General features: G+C 60.3%; 16 protein-coding genes. 9 read left to right on the top strand and 7 right to left on the bottom strand.

Features of this window, described 5'->3' with window-relative positions:
• Positions 1–47: 47 nt before the first annotated feature.
• The 3 genes from ACTD9P_RS01335 to algW form a co-directional block, all read right to left on the bottom strand.
• The gene (locus ACTD9P_RS01335) at positions 48–767 is read right to left on the bottom strand and encodes a DUF4198 domain-containing protein (RefSeq protein ID WP_438866394.1); all 720 of its coding nucleotides are present in this window, start codon (positions 765–767) and stop codon (positions 48–50) included.
• A gap of 12 nt (positions 768–779) precedes the next feature.
• Positions 780–2,876, bottom strand: coding sequence for a TonB-dependent siderophore receptor (locus ACTD9P_RS01340; RefSeq protein WP_438866395.1), 2,097 nt, complete (start codon positions 2,874–2,876; stop codon positions 780–782).
• 108 nt (positions 2,877–2,984) lie between these two features.
• Entirely contained in the window at positions 2,985–4,139 is a 1,155-nt protein-coding gene (gene algW, locus ACTD9P_RS01345) for a Do family serine endopeptidase AlgW (RefSeq protein ID WP_438866396.1), read from the bottom strand.
• Positions 4,140–4,241: 102 nt separating this feature from the next.
• Between algW and ACTD9P_RS01350 the strand changes: the two genes are divergently transcribed.
• From ACTD9P_RS01350 to cysN, 4 genes are all read left to right on the top strand, one after another.
• Positions 4,242–5,000 carry a Nif3-like dinuclear metal center hexameric protein gene (locus ACTD9P_RS01350; protein WP_200432619.1) on the top strand — a complete coding sequence of 253 codons (759 nt, stop codon included), beginning with the start codon at positions 4,242–4,244 and terminating at the stop codon, positions 4,998–5,000.
• Between the two features lie 162 nt (positions 5,001–5,162).
• Complete coding sequence (cysD, locus tag ACTD9P_RS01355; RefSeq protein ID WP_003171640.1) at positions 5,163–6,080, top strand: sulfate adenylyltransferase subunit CysD; 918 nt, start codon at positions 5,163–5,165, stop codon at positions 6,078–6,080.
• A 104-nt stretch (positions 6,081–6,184) separates the two neighbouring features.
• Positions 6,185–6,526 carry a four helix bundle protein gene (locus ACTD9P_RS01360; RefSeq protein WP_338479546.1) on the top strand — a complete coding sequence of 114 codons (342 nt, stop codon included), beginning with the start codon at positions 6,185–6,187 and terminating at the stop codon, positions 6,524–6,526.
• A 53-nt stretch (positions 6,527–6,579) separates the two neighbouring features.
• Complete coding sequence (gene cysN, locus ACTD9P_RS01365; RefSeq protein ID WP_438866397.1) at positions 6,580–8,478, top strand: sulfate adenylyltransferase subunit CysN; 1,899 nt, start codon at positions 6,580–6,582, stop codon at positions 8,476–8,478.
• A 176-nt stretch (positions 8,479–8,654) separates the two neighbouring features.
• On the opposite strand, the gene yihG is transcribed toward cysN, so the two are convergent.
• From yihG to ACTD9P_RS01380, 3 genes are all read right to left on the bottom strand, one after another.
• Entirely contained in the window at positions 8,655–9,554 is a 900-nt protein-coding gene (gene yihG, locus ACTD9P_RS01370) for a 1-acylglycerol-3-phosphate O-acyltransferase, YihG family (RefSeq protein ID WP_438866398.1), read from the bottom strand.
• Positions 9,555–11,654: a phosphate acetyltransferase gene (pta, locus tag ACTD9P_RS01375; RefSeq protein ID WP_056859109.1), complete on the bottom strand. Its 2,100-nt coding sequence runs from the start codon at positions 11,652–11,654 to the stop codon at positions 9,555–9,557.
• A gap of 79 nt (positions 11,655–11,733) precedes the next feature.
• Positions 11,734–12,024 (bottom strand): DUF3565 domain-containing protein, encoded by a 291-nt coding sequence (locus tag ACTD9P_RS01380; RefSeq protein WP_438866442.1) that lies wholly within the window; start codon positions 12,022–12,024, stop codon positions 11,734–11,736.
• Between ACTD9P_RS01380 and ACTD9P_RS01385 the strand changes: the two genes are divergently transcribed.
• Complete coding sequence (locus ACTD9P_RS01385; protein ID WP_003188398.1) at positions 12,023–12,508, top strand: FKBP-type peptidyl-prolyl cis-trans isomerase; 486 nt, start codon at positions 12,023–12,025, stop codon at positions 12,506–12,508. The genes ACTD9P_RS01380 and ACTD9P_RS01385 overlap by 2 nt on opposite strands.
• 310 nt (positions 12,509–12,818) lie before the next feature.
• On the opposite strand, the gene rpsT is transcribed toward ACTD9P_RS01385, so the two are convergent.
• On the bottom strand, positions 12,819–13,097 hold the full coding sequence (gene rpsT / locus ACTD9P_RS01390) for a 30S ribosomal protein S20 (protein WP_003171647.1): 279 nt from the start codon (positions 13,095–13,097) through the stop codon (positions 12,819–12,821).
• A gap of 253 nt (positions 13,098–13,350) precedes the next feature.
• Between rpsT and murJ the strand changes: the two genes are divergently transcribed.
• The 4 genes from murJ (at position 13,351) to lspA (ending at position 19,298) form a co-directional block, all read left to right on the top strand.
• On the top strand, positions 13,351–14,889 hold the full coding sequence (gene murJ / locus ACTD9P_RS01395; RefSeq protein WP_438866399.1) for a murein biosynthesis integral membrane protein MurJ: 1,539 nt from the start codon (positions 13,351–13,353) through the stop codon (positions 14,887–14,889).
• A 119-nt stretch (positions 14,890–15,008) separates the two neighbouring features.
• Positions 15,009–15,947 (top strand): bifunctional riboflavin kinase/FAD synthetase, encoded by a 939-nt coding sequence (gene ribF / locus ACTD9P_RS01400; protein WP_016971190.1) that lies wholly within the window; start codon positions 15,009–15,011, stop codon positions 15,945–15,947.
• 14 nt (positions 15,948–15,961) lie between these two features.
• Complete coding sequence (ileS, locus tag ACTD9P_RS01405; RefSeq protein WP_438866400.1) at positions 15,962–18,793, top strand: isoleucine--tRNA ligase; 2,832 nt, start codon at positions 15,962–15,964, stop codon at positions 18,791–18,793.
• Positions 18,786–19,298: a signal peptidase II gene (lspA, locus tag ACTD9P_RS01410; RefSeq protein ID WP_138816904.1), complete on the top strand. Its 513-nt coding sequence runs from the start codon at positions 18,786–18,788 to the stop codon at positions 19,296–19,298. The genes ileS and lspA overlap by 8 nt, the downstream gene beginning before the upstream one ends.
• The last annotated feature ends 1 nt before the right edge of the window (position 19,299 follow it).

Genomic DNA, 19,299 nt, shown 5'->3' on the forward strand with positions numbered 1-19,299 from the left:
GCAAGCCCGCTCCCACATTGATGGTGCCCACTTTGAGTTTTGGGTGTTTATTCGTGGTGCGGCTCACCAAGGAAGGTCAGCGAAGTGAACAGCCCACGGGTGGCCGCGTCGGCGTTGTCTTTCAGCGGCACTTCAACCTGCGCAGCAATCACATTCAGCCCTTCATTACGCACCAGCACCTGAGCGCGGCCGTCCTTGTCGGTCTCGGTGCTCACGGTGTTCGGCGCATTGCGATAATCACCCACCAGTTTGATCCCCGCCGCAGGTTTGCCGTCCAGCAACACCCGCACCGGCAGTGACTTGCCGGGCCCTACGGTCAGCGGGTCGACTTCCGGCAGAATCACGAGCTTGAGCTGATCCAGCTTGGGCAGCTTCGCCCCCGGCTGGTAAATCGCCAGGCTGTACTTGAAGGTCTGGGTCGACTCAATCGCCCCCGGCACCTTACTGCGGCCCTGGTTGATCCACTTTTTGTCCGCCGTCTGCGACCACATGCCGTTGTCCAGGGCCACCGCCAGCACGGCCGGTGATTTGAGCGGCTTCAGGCGTGCATGGTCGGGCAGGCGCTCCACGGTCACCGGGATCATCTTGCCGCCGGCGTCATACGCCCAGGCACCGCTGATTTTCTGTGCCTTGAAGGCATTGTCCTCGGCGCCGTGGCCGTAGATCACTTCGATATTGCCGCGCCGCTGTTCGGTCCACAGGCCGTGGGCCGAGACTTGGGTGGCAAACAGCAGGCCGATGACGGCCAGGGATTTGAAAGCATGCATGGTGGCGTCCTGTTACAGGTTGAGGGTCAGGCTGACGGTGAAGTTGCGCGGCTCACCGGGCATAACCCAGTAATTGCTGTAGGAGCGCTCGTAGTACTTTTCGTCGAATAAGTTATTGAGGTTCAAGCCCACGGTGACCTTGTCACTGGCCTTGTAGTGGGCCAGCAGGTCGACGGTGTGATACGCCGGCAGCTCGAAGCTACCGCCGGCCTCGCCGGAGCGATCGCCGACGTAGGTAAATGCCGCGCCCAGGTCTGAGCCGCGCAGTGCGCCGTCCTGAAACTCATACACGCCCAGCAGGCTGCCGCTGCGCTTGGCCACGCCGAGAATCCGGCTGCCGGTGGGAATGGTTTTGTCGCCTTTGGTCACTTCGGCGTCGATGTAGGCAAAGGCGCCGATCACGCGTACCGCGTCCGTCACTTGCCCGCTCAGTTGCAGGTCAAAACCCTGGCTGCGCGCCTTGCCCATGGCGCGGTTGGTGTCGGTGGCCGGGTCCAGCGCCAGCACGTTTTGTTTGTCGATATGAAAGGCGGCCAGGGTGGTGCTCAAGCGGTCGTCAAACAGCTCACTCTTGATGCCCACTTCATAGCCCACGCCTTCTTCCGGTTTGAAGGATTTACCGCCGGCGTCCAGGCCATTGTTGGGTTTGAACGAGGTGGAGGCGTTGGCAAACACGCCGACTTGCGGCGTGAGTTGGTAGAGCAAACCGGCGCGCTGGGTGAGGGCGTCGTGGGTCTGACGGCTCTTGGCGTGGTTGCGGGTGAAGTCATCGGTGCTTTGCTCGAAATGCTCAAAGCGTGCGCCGACCATGCCGCGCAGGCGGTCGGTGAAGATGATCTGGTCTTGCAGGTTCAACGCCTGGCTTTTCACCTGCTCGTAGAAGTCAGTACCGGAACGTGCGCCGTTGGGTTTGGGCTGGCCGTAGACGGGTTTGTAGATGTCGATGGGGTAGAGGCTGCCGCCGATCGCGGTGACGCGTTCCTTCTTGCGGTAGTCCTCGTATTCGGTGCCGATCAGCAACTCATGCTGCCAACTGCCGATATCGAACATGCCGCGCAATTCAAGCTGGGTGATGCTGTCGTGCCAACCCGTCGAGCGTTCGCGGTAACGACGATTGACGGTGTGGCCGCCTGCATTCAGTGCGCGGCTTTCCGAGGCGTCGCCCCACAGGCTGCCCTGTTTGTAATGGCTGGCCAGGCGCAGTTGCCAGGCGTCGTTGAGGTGATGTTCCAACGCGGCCTGGATGCGGTTGTTGTGGTTGCGGATATTGCCGTCATTGGGTTCGCCGAGGAAGGTGGAGCGCGACATGCCCTGCGGCGCGACGATGCCACGGTCGAAGGTGGAGCTGTGGCGCACAAATTCGCTTTCCACCAGCAGGCGGGTGTCCGGGTCCAATTGCCAGCTGAAAGACGGTGCGACGAACACGCGCTGGGCGTCGACGTGATCACGGAAGCTGTGGTTGTCCTCCACCGCCAGGTTGACCCGCGACAGCACGCGGCCTTCGTCATCCAGCGGGGTGTTCACATCCAGCGCAGTGCGGTAGCGGTCCCAACTGCCGGCGCTGGTTTGCAGGGTGGTGAAGGCTTCGGGCTGCGGCTTCTTGGTGACAATGTTCACCGTGCCGCCCGGATCGCCACGCCCATACAGGCTGGCGGCGGGGCCTTTGAGCACTTCGATGCGCTCGATATTGGCCGCGTCCGGTGTGCTCGGGTAGCCACGGTTGGCGCTGAAACCGTCCTGGTAAAACTCCGATGTGGTGAAGCCGCGCACGCTGTATTCGTAAAGCGTGAGGCCGCCGAAGTTGTTCTGCTTGGACACGCCGCCAGCAAATTCCAGGGCACGTTCCACGTTGGTACTGCCCAGGTCCTTGAGCACCGTGGCCGGAATTACGCTGATTGATTGTGGGATGTCACGCAGGGCCGTGTCGGTCTTGGTCGCGCTGGCGGAACGGGTGGCGCGGTAGCCTGTAACCGGGCCGGTGGCGGATTCATAGGCGTCGCTGGTGACGCTGATGGTGTCCAGTTCAACGCTGTTGTCTTCGGCGTAGACGGGGTCGAGCAACAAGCCCAGGGCCAGGCCAGCCAGGGGGGCAAATCTTCGAGACGGCATGATAGAGCGTTCCAATAGCGATATTGAAACAATATAACATGACCAATGAGAATGAATTCCTTTAGAAATATTAGGTTACAGGAGCCCGCGCACGGGCTCCCACAGCCGTTATTCCTCTTCTTTGACCGGTGCCGGCGGTGGCCGCAGGCCGATTTCCGCCACCAGCTTGATCTCTTTGCCGTTGCGCATCACCTGGATGACCACCTTGTCGGTCGGTTTGATCCGTGCGACCTGGTTCATCGACTTGCGGCCGTCGCCGGCTGGTTCGCCGTCGATGCTGAGGATCACATCACCCAATTGCAGGCCGGCTTTTTGCGCCGGGCCATCGCGGAAAATCCCGGCGACCACGATGCCTGGGCGACCGGTCAGGCCGAACGACTCGGCCAGTTCCTTGGTCAAGGGCTGAACTTCAATGCCCATCCAGCCGCGAATCACCTGGCCGTGTTCAATGATCGCCTTCATCACCTCCATCGCCAGCTTCACCGGGATCGCAAAGCCGATGCCCTGGGAGCCGCCGGACTTGGAGAAGATCGCGGTGTTGATGCCGGTCAGGTTGCCATTGGCATCCACCAGCGCGCCGCCGGAGTTGCCGGGGTTGATGGCCGCGTCGGTCTGGATAAAGTCTTCGTAGCTGTTAAGCCCCAACTGGTTGCGCCCGGTGGCGCTGATAATGCCCATGGTCACGGTCTGGCCAACCCCGAACGGGTTGCCGATGGCCAGTGCCACGTCACCCACGCGCAGCCCTTCGGAGCGGCCGATGGTGATGGAGGGCAGGCTTTTCAAATCGATCTTGAGTACGGCGAGGTCGGTTTCCGGGTCGCTGCCGACCACACGGGCCAGGGTCTCACGGCCGTCGCGCAGGGCCACCACAATCTGGTCGGCGCCGCTGGTCACGTGGTTGTTGGTGAGGATGTAGCCTTCCGGGCTCATGATCACGCCCGAACCCAGGCTCGATTCCATGCGGCGCTGCTTGGGGCCGTTGTCGCCGAAATAGCGGCGAAATTGCGGGTCTTCAAACAACGGGTGCGCCGGTTTGTTGATGACTTTGGTGGTGTACAGGTTGACCACGGCGGGCGCGGCGATAACCACGGCGTCTGCGTAGGTGACCGGGCCTTGCACCACGGAGCTGGTTTGCGGGGCCTGTTGCAGGTTCACATCCAGGCTGGGTAAGCCCACCCATTGGGGATAACGCTGAATAATCAGCATCGCGATCAGCACGCCAGCCAACAATGGCCATCCAAAAAAACGCAGTGCCTTGAGCATCAAGTAAGTCCTGACAGGTTGCAGGGGGCGGGAGAGCGCCCATAATGTTGCGCATTATACGAGGCTGCGAGCGCCTCGGAACGGGATATTTAGGAGTCTTTTATGGCTGTCCCCCTTAGCACCCTGGTCGAGGAAGCGGACCGCTACCTTGGCAGCGCAAAAATTGCCGATTATTGCCCCAATGGCCTGCAGGTCGAGGGGCGCCCGCAGGTGATGCGCATCGTCAGCGGCGTCACGGCCAGCCAGGCGTTGCTGGATGCAGCGGTTGAAGCCCAGGCCGACCTGGTGCTGGTGCACCACGGTTATTTCTGGAAAGGCGAAAACCCGTGTATCACCGGCATGAAGCAGCGCCGCCTGAAAACCCTGCTCAAGCACGACATCAGCCTGCTGGCCTACCACCTGCCGCTGGACCTGCACCCGGAAGTGGGCAACAACGTGCAACTCGCCCGTCAGTTGGACATCACCGTCGAAGGCCCGCTGGATCCGAACAACCCGAAAATCGTCGGCCTGGTCGGCTCCCTGGCCGAACCCTTGTCACCGCGTGATTTTGCCCGCCGTGTGCAGGATGTAATGGGCCGCGAGCCACTCTTGATCGAAGGCAGCGAGATGATCCGCCGTGTGGGTTGGTGCACCGGCGGCGGGCAAGGCTACATCGACGATGCGATTGCTGCCGGCGTCGACCTGTACTTGAGCGGCGAAGCGTCAGAGCAAACCTTCCACAGCGCGCGGGAAAACGACATCAGCTTTATTGCTGCGGGCCATCACGCCACTGAGCGTTATGGTGTGCAGGCATTGGGTGACTATTTGGCGCGGCGTTTCGCGCTGGAGCATTTGTTCATCGATTGCCCTAACCCAATCTAATGTGGGAGCTGGCCTGAACCAGTTCCACCCCAAACTGTGGGGCATATTCATATACCGTTTCGATCTAGCTGGCTCCCTGAATAGAAGAAGGTGCTGTGCTAGCATGCCCCGCTCGAACACGGCCCGCTGGCCGTCCATAAGATCGTTTTTCCGTGAGTAGCCATGGTCGACAAACTGACGCATCTGAAACAGCTGGAGGCGGAAAGCATCCACATCATCCGCGAGGTCGCCGCCGAGTTCGACAACCCGGTGATGCTCTACTCGATCGGTAAAGACTCCGCCGTGATGCTGCACCTGGCGCGCAAGGCCTTCTTCCCGGGCAAATTGCCGTTCCCGGTGATGCACGTCGACACCCGCTGGAAATTCCAGGAGATGTACAAGTTCCGCGACAAAATGGTCGAAGAGCTGGGCCTGGACCTGATCACCCATATCAACCCCGATGGCGTGGCGCAGAACATCAACCCGTTCACCCACGGCAGCGCCAAGCACACCGACATCATGAAGACCGAAGGACTCAAGCAGGCCTTGGACAAGCATGGTTTCGACGCAGCCTTCGGCGGTGCCCGTCGCGATGAAGAGAAGTCCCGCGCCAAAGAGCGCGTGTACTCGTTCCGCGATAGCAAACACCGTTGGGACCCGAAGAACCAGCGCCCCGAGCTGTGGAACGTCTACAACGGCAACGTCAACAAGGGTGAGTCGATCCGTGTGTTCCCGCTGTCCAACTGGACCGAGCTGGACATCTGGCAGTACATCTACCTAGAAGGCATCCCGATTGTGCCGCTGTACTTCGCCGCCGAGCGCGACGTGATCGAGAAGAACGGCACGTTGATCATGATCGACGACGACCGCATCCTCGAGCACTTGTCCGACGAAGACAAAGCCCGAATCGTCAAAAAGAAAGTACGTTTCCGTACCCTTGGCTGCTACCCGTTGACGGGCGCGGTGGAGTCCGAAGCCGAGACGCTGACGGACATCATTCAGGAAATGCTCCTGACGCGAACTTCCGAGCGCCAGGGCCGGGTCATCGACCACGATGGCGCAGGCTCCATGGAAGATAAAAAACGTCAAGGGTACTTTTAAGCTTCGAGTTACAAGCGGCAAGCTGCAAGTTAAAGGCGGTACGCGTAATTTTGCAGCTTGGTGCTTGCAGCCGGCTGTTGCGAGCCGCTATTGAGTGACTCGTAATGGATTTCGAGAAATTGGTTGTCTGGCAGAGAAGCAAGTGTTTGGCGGTGGGGATCTATAGAGCGTTTGCGCAGTGCGGGGATTTTGGCTTCAAGGATCAAATCACCCGGTCTGCACTTTCGGTGCCTTCCAATATTGCTGAAGGCATGGAACGTCGTGGCAGCAAAGAGAAAGCTCACTTTCTTTGGATTGCGAAAGCTTCTTGTGGAGAGCTACGGACTCAGATTCTCATCGGTCGTGACATCGCTTACATCGCCCGCCCGCTGGCTGAAAACTGGATTACAGAAACTCGCGAGCTCTCAAAAATGCTCTGCGGCTTGATCAACAAAATTTCTGACTAGCTGTACGCCGACAAGCTTGCCGCTTGAAGCTTACAGCTTGGAGCTTGAACGCAATGAGCCATCAATCTGATTTGATCAGCGAGGACATCCTCGCGTACCTGGGCCAGCACGAGCGCAAAGAGATGTTGCGCTTCCTGACCTGCGGCAACGTCGACGACGGCAAGAGCACCCTGATCGGGCGCCTGCTGCACGACTCCAAGATGATCTACGAAGATCACCTGGAAGCCATCACCCGTGATTCGAAAAAATCCGGCACCACCGGCGATGACATCGACCTGGCCTTGCTGGTCGACGGCCTGCAGGCCGAGCGTGAGCAGGGCATCACCATCGATGTTGCCTACCGCTACTTCTCCACCGCCAAGCGCAAATTCATCATCGCCGACACCCCCGGCCATGAGCAGTACACCCGCAACATGGCCACCGGTGCGTCCACCTGTGACCTGGCGATCATCCTGATCGACGCCCGCTATGGCGTGCAGACCCAGACCCGTCGCCACAGCTATATCGCCTCGTTGCTGGGCATCAAGCACATCGTGATTGCCGTCAACAAGATGGACATCAATGGCTTCGACCAAAGCGTGTTCGAGTCGATCAAGGCCGATTACCTGAAGTTCGCCGAAGGCATCGCCTTTAAGCCGAGCACCATGGCGTTCGTGCCGATGTCGGCGCTCAAGGGTGACAACGTGGTGAACAAGAGCGAGCGTTCGCCCTGGTACACCGGCCAGTCGCTGATGGAGATCCTTGAAACCGTCGAGATCGCCAATGACCGCAACTACACCGACCTGCGTTTCCCGGTGCAGTACGTCAACCGTCCGAACCTGAACTTCCGTGGTTTCGCCGGCACCCTGGCCAGCGGCATCGTGCACAAGGGCGACGAAGTGGTGGTGTTGCCGTCGGGCAAGAGCAGCCGCGTCAAATCCATCGTTACCTTCGAAGGTGAGTTGGAGCACGCAGGCCCAGGCCAGGCCGTGACCCTGACCATGGAAGACGAGATCGACATCTCCCGTGGCGACCTGCTGGTGCATGCCGACAACGTGCCGCAAGTCACCGACGCTTTCGACGCCATGCTGGTGTGGATGGCCGAAGAGCCGATGCTGCCGGGCAAGAAATACGACATCAAGCGCGCCACCAGCTACGTGCCGGGTTCGATCACCAGCATCGTGCACCGCGTGGACGTGAACACCCTGGCCGAAGGCCCGGCAAGTTCGCTGCAATTGAACGAGATTGGCAGGGTCAAGGTCAGCCTCGACGCCGCCATTGCGTTGGATGGCTATGACAGCAACCGCACCACCGGTGCGTTTATCGTCATCGACCGTTTGACCAACGGCACCGTGGCTGCGGGCATGATCATCGCGCCGCCGGTGGGCCATGGTGGCACTGCGCAACACGGCAACCTCGCCCATGTAGCCACCGAAGAACGCGCCCTGCGCTTCGGCCAGCAACCGGCCACCGTGTTGTTCAGCGGCCTGTCCGGCGCCGGCAAAAGCACTTTGGCTTATGCGGTTGAGCGCAAGCTGTTCGACATGGGCCGTGCGGTATTCGTACTGGATGGCCAGAACCTGCGTCACGACCTGAACAAGGGCTTGCCGCAGGACCGCGCCGGGCGTACCGAGAACTGGCGCCGTGCTGCTCACGTGGCGCGTCAGTTCAACGAAGCCGGCTTGCTGACTCTGGCGGCCTTCGTTGCTCCGGATGCCGAAGGCCGTGAACAGGCCAAGGCGCTGATCGGCAGCGACCGCTTGCTGACGGTCTACGTGCAGGCATCGCCGCTGGTGTGCGCCGAGCGTGATCCGCAAGGCCTGTACGCTGCGGGTGGGGATAACATCCCAGGCGAGTCCTTCCCGTACGACGTGCCGTTGAATGCCGACCTGGTAATCGACACCCAGGCCACGTCGCTGGAAGACAGCGTCAAGCAAGTGCTGGAGCTGTTGCGCCAGCGCGGCGCGATCTAACCCTCGCTGCCACAAAAAAGCCCGCCACCGATGACTCGGTGGCGGGCTTTTTCATGGACTCTTGAAAACAACTCGGTCAAATGTGGGAGCGGGCTTGCTCGCGAAAGCGGAGTGTCAGTCAATACATGTGTGGCTGACCCACCGTATTCGCGAGCAAGCCCGCTCCCACATTTTGATCACTTGTTATCCGGGAAGTCTGTGTGCAGTTTGGCCAGCAGTTGGTCTTTGTCTTCCCACAACTGGTTAATCCACCCCTGGAACGCCAGCCGATACTCCCCATCCTGCTCATAATTCTTGCCGATAAACCCGGCCGGAATCTGCACTTCCTCAAACTGCACCACCACGTCCTGCACATTCCCGCACAACAAATCCCAATAACCTGGGCGCCCGGCTGGGTAGTGGATGGTCACGTTCACCAATGACTTGAGCTGCTCGCCCATGGCATCCAGCACAAACGCAATTCCGCCCGCCTTGGGCTTGAGCAGGTAACGGAACGGCGACTTCTGCTGCGCATGCTTACCCGGCGTAAACCGCGTGCCTTCGGCAAAGTTGAAAATACCCACCGGGTTGTCGCGAAATTTCGCACAGGTCTTGCGCGTGGTTTCCAGGTCTTTGCCTTTCTTTTCCGGGTGTTTTTCCAGATATGCCTTGGTGTAGCGCTTCATAAACGGAAAGCCCAGCGCCCACCATGCCAGGCCAATCACCGGCACCCAGATCAGCTCTTGCTTGAGGAAGAACTTCAGTGGGCGAATCCGCCGATTGAGCACGTATTGCAACACCATGATGTCGACCCAGCTCTGGTGGTTGCTGGTCACCAGATACGAGTGCTGATAGTCCAGGCCTTCAAGGCCCGTCAGGTGCCAGCGCGTGCGCCGCACCAGGTTCATCCAGCCCTTGTTATTGGTCACCCAGGCTTCGTGCGTATGGTTCATCAGCCATTCGCTGAAGCGTTTGGCAAATGGCAGCGCCTTGAACAGCGCGACGATAAACAGGAACGAACACAGCAGGATCGTGTTCAGCGCCAACAACAAGGACGCGATAACCCCGCGCACGGCGGCAGGTAGAAAATCCAGCATTTAGATATCCATAGGTCGGTTGGCGGCTTGGATCGCCGTCAGGGCGATGGTGTACACGATGTCGTCCACTTGTGCGCCGCGCGGCAGGTCGTTCACCGGTTTGCGCAGGCCTTGCAGCATTGGCCCCAGGCTCACGCAATCGGCGCTGCGTTGCACCGCTTTATGGGTGGTGTTGCCGGTGTTCAGGTCCGGGAACACAAATACGGTGGCTTTGCCGGCGACCTGGCTATTGGGCGCCAACTGCCTTGCGACAGTTTCATTGGCGGCGGCATCGTACTGCAACGGCCCGTCGATCAGCAGCGAGCTTTGCTGTTCGTGGGCGAGCAGGGTGGCTTCGCGGACTTTTTCGACTTCTTCGCCGCTGGCGGAGTCACCGCTGGAATAGCTGATCATCGCCACCCGTGGGGTGATGCCGAAGGCGGCGGCCGAGTCGGCGCTTTGCAGGGCGATTTCCGCCAGTTCCACGGCGCTTGGGTGCGGGTTCATCACGCAGTCGCCGTACACCAGCACCTGCTCGGGGAACAGCATAAAGAACACCGACGACACCAGGGTGCAGCCCGGCGCCGTTTTGATCAATTGCAGGGCAGGGCGGATCGTGTTGGCGGTGGAGTGAATAACCCCGGAGACCAGGCCGTCCACTTCATCCAGCGCGAGCATCATGGTGGCGATCACCACCGTATCTTCCAATTGTTGCTCGGCCATCGGCGCGTTGAGGCTCTTGCTTTTGCGCAGTGCGACCATCGGCTCGACGTAGCGCTGGCGAATCAGGTCCGGGTCGAGAATCTCCAGGCCTTCGGGCAATTCGATGCCGTGGGCGCGGGCGACGGCTTCCACGTCGGCAGGTTTGGCCAGCAGCACGCAGCGCGCAATGCCCCGAGCCTGGCAGATGGCGGCGGCCTGCACGGTCAACGGCTCGCTGCCTTCGGGCAACACGATGCGTTTGTTGGCGGCCTGGGCGCGCTGGATCAACTGATAGCGGAACACCGCCGGCGACAGGCGCATTTCCCGTGGCGTGCCGCAGCGTTGGTGCAGCCAGCGTGCATCGAGGTGGCTGGCGACGAAATCGGTGATGATCTCCGCACGCTCGCGGTCATCAATCGGGATTTCTTTATTGAGGCTGTTGAGCTGGTTCGCCGTGTCGTAGGAACCGGTGCTTACCGACAACACCGGCAGCCCGGCCTGGAAAGCGCCACGGCACAGATCCATGATGCGCGGGTCGGGCAGGGTGTCGCTGGTCAACAGCAGGCCTGCCAGGGGTACGCCGTTGATCGCGGCAAGGCTGACGGCCAGGATGATGTCGTCACGGTCGCCCGGCGTTACCACCAGCACGCCCGGTTTCAGCAGCTCTACGGTGTTACGCATGGTGCGCGCGCAGATGATGATCTTGGTCATGCGCCGGGTTTCGTAGTCGCCGGCGTTGAGGATCTGCGCGCCCATCAGGTCGGCCACGTCGCGGGTGCGCGGGGCGTTGAGTTCGGGCTGGTAAGGGATGCAACCGAGCAGGCGGAAATCGCCGCTGCGCAACAGGGGCGAATGCTCCTTGAGGCGCGCCGAGAAGGCTTCCATGCTTTCGTCGGTGCGCACCTTGTTGAGGATCACACCCAGCACTTTCGGGTCTTTGGGGCCGCCAAACAGCTGGGCCTGCAATTCCACGCGGCCCGATAGCTCGGTGAGCACTTCGTTCTCCGGCGCCGACACCAGGATCACTTCGGCGTCGAGGCTCTTGGCCAAGTGCAGGTTGACCCGCGCCGCATAGCTGGCGCTGCGGGTCGGCACCATGCCTTCGACGATCAGCACGTCCTTGCCCACGGCGGCCTGCTGGTACAGGGTGATGATTTCTTCGAGCAACTCGTCGAGCTGGCCGTCGCCGAGCATGCGTTCCACATGGGCCAGGCCCAAGGGTTGTGGTGGCTTCAGGCCGTGGGTGCGCGCCACCAGTTCGGTGGAGCGCTCGGGGCCGGTGTCGCCCGGATGTGGCTGGGCAATCGGTTTAAAGAAGCCGACTTTCAGCCCGGCCCGCTCAAGGGTGCGCACCAGCCCAAGGCTGATGGAGGTCAGACCCACACCAAAATCGGTGGGCGCGATAAAAAAAGTCTGCATGCGAATTCTCTGGAGGTGCATGGCTTCGGTGGCGCTCTATGGCTGAGCGCCTACCGGGAATCAGGCACCAAGGTTATCGTTATTCAGGCGCTTGCGCACACCAGCCGCACGTAAAGGGTTGGCCTATTTTTTCAAGGCGTTGCGCAGCATCGAGTACCCAGGCGCGCGACTGCCATGGCGGCTGGTGGCGCAGGTGCTGGGTGTGGCCGCAAGACAGTTCGGCCACCCAGTGGCCGTCGCCATCCTGGTGGAAGCCAAGGATGAAGGTTGCCGTTGATCGGCTCCGTCTGTCCGGGTTCTGTTCGCTTTCGGGCAAATCCTTGTTTAGACTTGTCCGTTCTTCATTCTTATGCAAAAGGTCTCGCCCCATGACGATCGCCGCCAACAAGGCTGTCTCCATCGACTATACCCTGACCAACGACGCTGGTGAGGTCATCGACAGCTCCGCCGGCGGCGCGCCGCTGGTCTACCTGCAAGGCGCAGGTAACATCATCCCGGGCCTGGAGAAGGCTCTGGAAGGCAAGAACGTCGGTGACGAACTGACTGTCGCCGTAGAACCTGAAGATGCTTACGGCGAATACTCCGCCGAACTGGTCAGCACCCTGAGCCGCAGCATGTTCGAAGGTGTTGATGAGCTGGAAGTGGGCATGCAGTTCCACGCATCCGCCCCGGACGGCCAAATGCAGATCGTCACCATCCGCGATCTGGACGGCGACGACGTGACTGTCGACGGTAACCACCCTCTGGCTGGCCAGCGTCTGAACTTCCAAGTGAAGATCGTTGCCATCCGCGACGCTTCCCAGGAAGAAGTGGCTCACGGCCACGTCCACGGTGAAGGCGGTCATCACCATTGATTGTGGTTTGATCAATAGGTAGCAAAAACGCCCCGACTGGTTCGGGGCGTTTTTTTTTGCGCCTGAAAATGTGTCCCGCCGAATTGCCGGGTTTCCTGTGGCGAGGGAGCTTGCTCCCGTTGGACTGCGTAGCAGTCCCATGCTTTTAAAGCTAAGAGCAGGGGCCGCTACGCGACCCAGCGGGAGCAAGCTCCCTCGCCACATAAGGCTTCCATTGTGATTGGAGCACAAACAAAAATGCCCCGGACCTTTCGGTCCGGGGCATTTCTTAACTGTTACGCAACCTGAGTTACGTGGCAGTTGTTACCACTTAGGCTGCTGCAGCGACGTTCAGAGCCTTGATGTGGCCATTCAGGCGGCTCTTATGACGAGCGGCTTTGTTCTTGTGGATGATGCCTTTATCGGCCATACGGTCGATAACAGGCACAGCCAGAACGTAAGCAGCTTGAGCTTTTTCAGCGTCTTTGGTGTCGATGGCTTTAACTACATTCTTGATGTAGGTACGAACCATGGAACGCAGGCTGGCGTTGTGGCTGCGACGCTTCTCAGCCTGTTTTGCACGTTTTTTGGCGGAAGGTGTGTTGGCCACCGTCGAGCTCCTCGAAAGACTTTTTAGGAAATAGCAAACAAAATAGGCCGCGAATCATGCCGATGACTTGATGGGTTGTCAAGGGCGGCTGATGCGAACTGCTGAGTGGTCGATCTGAAGAGGCGGGTGATTTATTTCCGGCGCTTGACCTGTAAACTCGCGAGCTTTGGCTCTGTGCTGTTGCAGGCGCGCAGTATCGCATAAGTGGGCGCTTTGTTCGCCTGCTCTTTATCTAAAGGCGCAAACTCTTTCAATGAATCTGCTCAAATCGTTGGCTGCCGTCAGCTCTATCACGATGATCTCCCGGGTTTTGGGGTTTGTGCGTGACACCCTGCTGGCGCGCATTTTCGGCGCCAGCATGGCCACGGATGCGTTCTTTATTGCCTTTAAACTGCCTAACCTGCTGCGGCGGATCTTCGCCGAGGGCGCATTTTCCCAGGCGTTTGTGCCGATCCTGGCCGAATACAAAACCCAGCAGGGTGAAGAAGCGACCCGTACCTTTATTGCCTATGTCTCAGGCCTGCTGACCCTGGTCTTGATGCTGGTAACCCTCGTCGGCATGCTCGCCGCGCCCTGGGTGATCTGGGCCACGGCCCCCGGTTTTGCCAATACCCCGGAAAAATTCGCGCTGACCACTGACCTGTTGCGCGTGACCTTTCCTTATATATTGCTGATCTCGCTGTCATCCCTGGCCGGGGCGATTCTCAATACCTGGAACCGCTTCTCGGTGCCGGCCTTCGTGCCGACGTTGCTGAACGTCAGCATGATTATTTTCGCGCTGTTCCTGACGCCGTACTTCGACCCGCCGGTCATGGCCCTGGGCTGGGCCGTCCTGGCCGGCGGCCTGGCGCAGTTGCTGTATCAACTGCCGCACCTGAAAAAAATCGGCATGCTCGTGCTGCCGCGTCTTAACCTCAAGGACACCGGCGTGTGGCGTGTGATGCGCAATATGCTGCCGGCGATCCTGGGTGTGTCGGTGAGTCAGATTTCCCTGATCATCAACACCGCGTTCGCCTCCTTGCTGGTTTCCGGTTCGGTCTCCTGGATGTACTACGCCGATCGCTTGATGGAGCTGCCGTCGGGCGTACTCGGTGTGGCCTTGGGCACCATCTTGCTGCCGACGCTGTCGCGCACCTATGCCAGCAAGGACCGCCAGGAATACTCGCGCATCCTCGACTGGGGCTTGCGCCTGTGCTTTATGCTGGTATTGCCGTGTTCCCTGGCCTTGGGCATTTTGGCTGAGCCGTTGACCGTGTCGCTGTTCCAATACGGCCAATTCAGCGCGTTTGATGCGTCAATGACCCAGCGTGCGCTGGTCGCTTACTCCGTCGGCCTGCTCGGCATTATCGTGATCAAAGTGCTGGCGCCGGGCTTCTACGCCCAGCAAAACATCCGCACGCCGGTCAAGATCGCAATTTTCACCCTGATCGTCACACAGCTGCTCAACCTGGTGTTTATCGGCCCGTTAGCGCATGCCGGCCTGGCCCTGGCCATCAGCGCGGGTGCCTGCATCAACGCAGGGCTGCTGTTTTATCAACTGCGCAAGCAGCAGATGTATCAGCCGCAGCCGGGCTGGGGCCTGTTTGCCCTCAGGCTGTTGGTGGCGGTGGCGATGATGTCGGCAGTGTTGCTTGGCCTGATGCACTTCATGCCCGCCTGGGATCAAGGCCATATGCTTGAGCGCTTCATGCGCCTGGGTGTTCTGGTGGTGGCGGGTGTAGTGGTGTACTTCGGGATGTTGCTGCTGCAAGGCTTCCGTCTGCGTGATTTCAATCGAAAGTCGCTTGGCTAGAGACTTTGCCGTGATAAAACGGTTGTTTTATCGATTCGATCCATTTGGCCTGCGCTGTTGCCTGTCGTCCGGGGCCGGGTGTGGTTATAATCGACCACTTTATGAGCAAGAAGCGCGTTATGCAGCTGGTTCGAGGTCTCCACAACCTGCGCCCCGAGCATCGGGGCTGCGTCGCCACTATTGGCAACTTTGACGGTGTTCACCGTGGCCACCAGGCTATCCTGGGCCGGCTGCGTGAACGTGCGGTCGAGTTGGGCGTGCCCAGCTGCGTGGTGATTTTTGAGCCACAGCCGCGGGAATACTTTACCCCCGAGACGGCTCCGGCCCGCTTGGCCCGCCTGCGCGACAAGCTGCAACTGCTGGCTGAAGAGGGCGTGGACCGTGTGCTGTGCCTGGCCTTCAATCAGCGTTTGCAAAGCCTAAGCGCCGCCGAGTTCGTCGACCGCATCCTGGTGGACGGCCTGGGCGTGCAGCACCTGGAGGTCGGCGACGACTTCCGTTTCGGCTGCGACCGCGTCGGCGATTTCGACTTTCTGCAACACGCCGGTGTGAATCAAGGTTTTACCGTCGAAGCCGCGCAAACCGTCGAACTGGACGGCCTGCGCGTGAGCAGTACCCAGGTGCGTAATGCCCTGGCGGCTGCCGACTTCGCCTTGGCCGAGCGTTTGCTCGGTCGCCCGTTCCGCATTGCCGGGCGGGTCTTGCACGGCCAGAAACTGGCGCGCCAACTGGGCACGCCAACCGCCAACGTGCAGCTTAAACGTCGTCGTGTGCCACTTACCGGGGTTTACCTGGTGAGTGTCGACATCGACGGCCAATCGTGGCCGGGAGTCGCCAACATAGGCGTCAGGCCCACGGTTGCAGGTGATGGCAAGGCCCACCTGGAAGTTCACCTTTTGGATTTTGCCGGTGATTTGTATGACCGGCGTTTAACGGTGGTTTTCCACCAGAAGCTGCGTGAAGAGCAGCGTTTCGCCTCCCTTGAGGCGTTGAAAACGGCGATCAATGCGGATGTCGCCGCCGCCCGTGCACTAGCCGCACCTAGCGCCCATCGCTAACCGAAGAGCCTTAAATGACCGACTATAAAGCCACGCTAAACCTTCCGGACACCGCCTTCCCAATGAAGGCCGGCCTGCCACAGCGCGAACCGCAGATCCTGCAGCGCTGGGACAGTATTGGCCTGTACGGAAAGTTGCGCGAAATTGGCAAGGATCGTCCGAAGTTCGTCCTGCACGACGGCCCTCCTTATGCCAACGGCACGATTCACATCGGTCATGCGCTGAACAAAATTCTCAAGGACATGATCCTGCGTTCGAAAACCCTGTCGGGCTTCGACGCACCTTATGTTCCGGGCTGGGATTGCCACGGCCTGCCGATCGAGCACAAAGTCGAAGTGACCTACGGCAAGAACCTGGGCGCGGATAAAACCCGCGAACTGTGCCGTGCCTACGCCACCGAGCAGATCGAAGGGCAGAAGTCCGAATTCATCCGCCTGGGCGTGCTGGGCGAGTGGGACAACCCCTACAAGACCATGAATTTCAAGAACGAGGCCGGTGAAATCCGCGCCTTGGCCGAAATCGTCAAAGGCGGTTTCGTGTTCAAGGGCCTCAAGCCCGTGAACTGGTGCTTTGACTGCGGTTCGGCCCTGGCTGAAGCGGAAGTCGAATACGAAGAGAAGAAGTCCTCGACCATCGACGTGGCCTTCCCGATCGCCGACGAAGCCAAGCTGGCCGAGGCCTTTGGCCTGGCAAGCCTGAGCAAACCAGCGGCCATCGTGATCTGGACCACCACGCCGTGGACCATCCCGGCCAACCAGGCACTGAACGTGCACCCGGAATTCACCTACGCCCTGGTGGACGTCGGTGATCGCCTGCTGGTGCTGGCTGAAGAAATGGTCGAGGCCTGCCTGGCGCGCTATGAACTGCAAGGTTCGGTCATCGCCACCACCACCGGCACCGCGCTGGAACTGATCAACTTCCGCCACCCGTTCTACGACCGTCTGTCGCCGGTGTACCTGGCGGACTACGTGGAACTGGGTTCGGGTACTGGCATTGTTCACTGCTCGCCGGCTTATGGCGTGGATGACTTCGTCATCTGCAAGAAGTACGGCATGGTGAATGACGACATCATCAACCCGGTGCAGAGCAATGGCGTGTACGTGCCGTCGCTGGAGTTCTTCGGCGGCCAGTTCATCTTCAAGGCCGACCCAGCGATAATCGACAAGCTGAGTGAAGTCGGCGCGTTGATGAAGGCCGACACCATCAAGCACAGCTACATGCATTGCTGGCGCCACAAATCCCCGCTGATCTACCGCGCGACTGCGCAGTGGTTTATCGGCATGGACAAAGAGCCGACCAGCGGCGACACCCTGCGTGTGCGCTCGCTCAAAGCCATCGAAGAGACCAAGTTCGTCCCGGCCTGGGGCCAGGCGCGCCTGCACTCGATGATCGCCAACCGCCCGGACTGGTGCATCTCCCGCCAGCGCAACTGGGGCGTGCCGATCCCGTTCTTCCTGAACAAGGAAAGCGGCGAGCTGCACCCACGCACCGTCGAGCTGATGGAAGCAGTGGCGCTGCGTGTTGAACAGGAAGGTATCGAAGCCTGGTTCAAGCTGGACGCTGCCGAGCTGTTGGGCGACGAAGCGCCGCTGTACGACAAGATCAGCGACACCCTCGACGTGTGGTTCGACTCGGGCACCACCCACTGGCACGTGCTGCGCGGTTCGCACCCGATGGGTCACGCCACCGGCCCGCGTGCCGACCTGTACCTGGAAGGCTCGGACCAACACCGTGGCTGGTTCCACTCGTCGCTGCTGACTGGTTGCGCCATCGACAACCACGCGCCATACCGCGAACTGCTGACCCATGGCTTCACCGTCGACGAGACGGGCCGCAAGATGTCCAAGTCGCTGAAAAACGTGATCGAGCCGAAAAAGATCAACGACACCCTGGGCGCCGACATCATGCGTCTGTGGGTTGCCTCGACCGATTACTCGGGCGAAATCGCCGTGTCGGACCAGATCCTGGCCCGCAGCGCCGACGCCTACCGCCGTATCCGTAATACCGCACGCTTCCTGCTGTCGAACCTGACCGGTTTCAACCCGGCCACCGACATCCTGCCGGCCGAGGACATGCTCGCCCTGGACCGTTGGGCCGTGGACCGTACTCTGTTGCTGCAGCGCGAATTGCAGGAACACTACGGCGAATACCGCTTCTGGAACGTGTACTCCAAGATCCACAACTTCTGCGTGCAGGAGCTGGGTGGTTTCTACCTCGATATCATCAAGGACCGCCAGTACACCACCGGCGCCAACAGCAAGGCGCGTCGTTCGGCGCAGACCGCGCTGTACCACATCTCTGAAGCGCTGGTGCGCTGGATCGCACCGATCCTGGCCTTCACCGCTGACGAACTGTGGGAATACCTGCCGGGCGAGCGTAACGAATCGGTGATGCTCAACACCTGGTACGAAGGCCTGACCGAATTGCCGGCCAACTTCGAACTGGGCCGCGAGTACTGGGAAGGCGTAATGGCCGTAAAAGTGGCGGTGAACAAGGAGCTGGAAGTTCAGCGTGCGGCCAAGGCCGTCGGTGGCAACCTGCAAGCCGAAGTCACCCTGTTTGCCGAGGAAGGCCTGAGCGCCGACCTGGCCAAGCTGAGCAACGAACTGCGCTTCGTGCTGATCACCTCGACCGCAAGCCTGGCACCGTTTGCCCAGGCTCCAGCGGACGCCGTGGCCACCGAAGTTCCGGGCCTCAAGCTCAAAGTGGTCAAGTCGGCCTTCCCCAAGTGCGCGCGTTGCTGGCACTGCCGTGAAGACGTCGGCGTGAACCCGGAGCATCCGGAAATCTGCGGTCGTTGCGTGGACAACATCAGCGGTGCTGGCGAGGTTCGCCACTATGCCTAATGCTTCCAGTCGTTTCGGACGTCTGGGTTGGCTCGTGCTGAGCGTGCTGGTCCTGGTCATTGACCAGGTCAGCAAGGCTCACTTCGAAGGCTCCCTGCAGATGTTCCAGCAGATCGTGGTCATTCCTGACTACTTCAGCTGGACTCTTGCCTACAACACTGGCGCAGCCTTCAGCTTCCTGGCTGACAGCGGCGGCTGGCAGCGCTGGCTGTTTGCCCTGATCGCCGTGGTGGTCAGTGCGGTGCTGGTGGTGTGGCTCAAACGCCTCGGCCGCGATGACACCTGGCTGGCAATCGCCCTGGCCCTGGTGCTGGGCGGCGCGCTGGGCAACCTGTACGACCGCATTGCCCTGGGCCATGTGATCGACTTTATTCTGGTGCATTGGCAGAACCGCTGGTATTTCCCGGCGTTCAACTTTGCCGACAGCGCCATCACCGTCGGTGCAATCATGCTGGCGTTGGATATGTTCAAAAGCAAGAAAACCGGAGAGACCGTCAATGACTGAT

It is taken from the genome of Pseudomonas onubensis, from assembly GCF_965653655.1.
Lineage (GTDB): Bacteria > Pseudomonadota > Gammaproteobacteria > Pseudomonadales > Pseudomonadaceae > Aquipseudomonas.